This is a genomic window from Actinomadura sediminis, assembly GCF_042675525.1.
GTDB lineage: Bacteria > Actinomycetota > Actinomycetes > Streptosporangiales > Streptosporangiaceae > Spirillospora > Spirillospora sediminis.
The window spans coordinates 1-2,979 of the sequence record NZ_JBHTJA010000225.1 but is presented as its reverse complement, the minus strand read 5'-3'; the positions used below and the strand labels follow the sequence as shown (position 1 = coordinate 2,979).

Genomic DNA, 2,979 nt, shown 5'->3' with positions numbered 1-2,979 from the left:
GGTGCGGGGGTCGACGCTCCCGGCGGCGGTGCGTCCCCGCAGGCGGCGCAGGGCGGCGGCGGCGCGGGCGACGCGTTCGCGGAACGTGGGCGGGACGTGCGCGAGGCCGCGGTGGGCGGCCTCGGCGGTGACCTCCAGGGCGGCGTCGAGCACGGCGCCCAGCGGGTCCGGCCGGGGCGGGACGGGCGCGTCGAGGTCGCCGGAGCCGTCGCCGGGGGCGAGGTCGGGGACGACCGTGGCGCCGTCGGCGGTCCGCACGGCGAGGGGGTCGACGACGAGGCCGCCCCGGTCGCGCCGCACCGACCCCGCGATCATGGTCGCGTCCGGGAGCGCCGCGGCGAGGGCGTCCAGCGCGGCGGGGCGGTGCGGGCTGTACTCGGCGGACACGACGGCGGTGCCGCCGGACGCCCCGGCGACCTCGGCCCGGAGCCGCTGCGCGCCCGCGTGGTAGCCGACGTCGCGGACCTCGGCGATCTCCAGCACCCGGACGAACTCCGCCTCGATCCGGGGCCGCACCGGCCGCGGCGGCAGCGTCTCCAGGCTCCGCCGGTGCGCCTCGAGGTCGCCGACGCGCAGCCCGGCGGGCAGGCCGTCCCACGCGCCGCCGAGCGGGGTGACGGTGGTCTTCGCGATGCGGCCGGCGGCGACGCGGACGACCCGGCCGGCGCTGCGGGTGGCGCTCTCGGACACGACGTTCGCGGCGGCGAGGGACCGCAGGGACGCGCCGAGGATCCGCCGCCCGGCCAGGTCGGCGCCCGTGAGCCGCTCCCCCTCGGGGACGTCCCACCGTCGCTTGAGGACGAGGACGACGCCGGTGGCGGCGTGCGCGAGGTAGACGTCGGCGGTGCGGGCGCCGCCGGTGCCGCCGACGCGGCAGCCGAGCGCGGCGAGCCGCACCCGGCGCAGCGGGGTCTGCGCGGCCTCGTCGGTGCCGAGGACGGCGGAGCGCGGCACCGTGGCGGAGTCGGCGCGGGACGCCCGCCGGCGGGCGTGCAGTTCGGCGAGGAGCTCGGCGAACCGGGCGGGATCGTGGTCGGCGCGGCGCTCGTGGTAGGCGGCGAGCTGCCCGGCGAGGTCGTCGGCGGCGGCCGCGGGCCAGTGCAGGTCGCGGGCCGCCAGCTCGGCGGCGGTGCGGCGCAGGCCCGTCGCGAGGACGGGGCCGGCGTGCACCGCGCCCTCCAGCAGGACCTGGTCGGCGAGCTCGACGGCGGCGTCGAGGGCGGAGTCGGCGGTGCCGGAGCGGGTGCCGCCCACGTCGACGCGGGCCTCGGTGGCGGTGAGGCCCCGCTCGTCCGCCTCCCGGAACGCCCACACCGCGAGGACGGTCGCCTGGCCGCGGACGGCGGCGACGGCGTCGGTGTGCACGTAGCCGAGCTCGCCCGGCACCAGGAACCGGACGGTGCAGCTCGGCAGCTCCACCTGCGCGACGGGGTCCTGCGGGGTGGGGCGGCGGACCGTCGCGGAGTAGCCGGAGCGGAGGGTGCGGCGGGCGGCGGTGAGGGCGCGCTGCCCGAGGACGCGGGCGAGCGCGTCGTCGTCGAACGCGCCGGGCGTCCAGTCCGCGGGGACGTCCGGGGCGGCGGGCGCGGGCGCGTCGCCGGTGCCGCCGGCGTCCCCGGAGTGGGCGCGCTGGTAGGCGAGGACGAGGCAGATGCGGTGCCGGCAGGCGCCCGTCGCCGCGCAGGTGCAGGTGGCGGCGTCCAGCCCGGCCCCGGCGGGCAGGGACGCGCGGGCGCCGTCGGGGAACGCGCCCTCGACGCCGCCGTCGGCGGCGACGGCGATCTCCGGCCCGTTGCCGGCGTCGAGGTCCTTGGCGGCGCGCTTGACCAGGCCCCGGTTGGCGAGGGCGGCGAGGGCGTCCGGCGTCAGCGCCAGCAGGTCGGCGCGGGTGGGCGCGGCGGCGGTCATCGGCCGATCCTCTCGGCGACGAACTCGGCGAGTTCCCCGGGCGTCATCGCGCCCATGTGCGCGCCCGCGGTCGCGAGGCGGCGGGCGAGGTCCCGGTCGTAGTCGGGGTTGGCGTCCTCGTCGAGCGCGGCGAGGCCGAGCACGTGGGCGCCCTGCCCGGCCAGGGCGCGCACGTCCCGGACGAGCCGGTTCGGGTCGCCGCCCTCGTAGAAGTCGGAGACCAGGGCGACGATCGTGCGGCGCGGGTTCTCCACGAGCCCGGCGCCGTAGGCGAACGCGCGGGCGATGTCGGTGCCGCCGCCGAGCTGCACCTTCATGAGGAGCTCCACGGGGTCGGTGACGTCGTCGGTGAGGTCGACGACGGAGGTGTCGAACGCGATCAGGTGCGTCCGCAGGCCCGGCAGCCCCCACAGGCACGCGGCGGTGACGGCCGAGTGGACGACGGAGCCCGCCATCGAGCCGGACTGGTCGACCAGCAGGATCAGCTGCCACCGCTCGACGTGCCGCCGGGTGCGCGACAGGAACTTCGGCTCCTCGATGTAGAGGCGCCGCTCGTCGGGGCGGTAGTGGGCGAGGTTCGCGCGGATCGTCCGGTGGAAGTCGAAGTTGCGGGAGTGCTTGATGCGGCTCGGACGCCGCGACCGGGTGCCGTGGAACGCGCGGCGGACCTCGGTGGCGAGCTTCTCCATCAGTTCCCGCACGACCTGCTCGACGATGCGGCGCGCGAGGACGAGCACGTCGTCGTTCATGAGGTGCTTGGTGCGCAGGACGGCCTTGAGGAGCGTCTGGTCGGGTTCGATGCGCTCCAGGACGGCCGGGTCGGTGACGACGTCGTGGATCTCGTAGCGTTCGACGGCGTCGCGCTCGATCCGCTCGATCGTCTCCTTCGGGAAGAGCCGGTGCACCGCGTCGAGCCAGTCGACGGTGGTGACCTGCGACGGCCCGCTTCCGCCCCGCCGGTCGCCGCTCTGCTCGGCGTCCCCGCCGCCCTCCTCGGAGCCGCCGCCCGCGCCGCGCCCGCCGCCGCGGCGCCCGCCGCGCCGGGCGACGTCGGGGTCGCGCCCGTACAGC

The 2,979-nt window shown here is 78.4% G+C and carries 2 protein-coding genes; both read right to left on the bottom strand.

Annotation, left to right across the window (positions count from 1 at the left end):
* The coding region (locus ACFQ11_RS37450) for a hypothetical protein (protein WP_378307670.1) at positions 1 to 1,908 on the bottom strand (1,908 nt) is incomplete at its 3' end.
* The coding region (locus ACFQ11_RS37445) for a VWA domain-containing protein (protein ID WP_378307668.1) at positions 1,905 to 2,979 on the bottom strand (1,075 nt) is incomplete at its 5' end. The genes ACFQ11_RS37445 and ACFQ11_RS37450, both read right to left, overlap by 4 nt.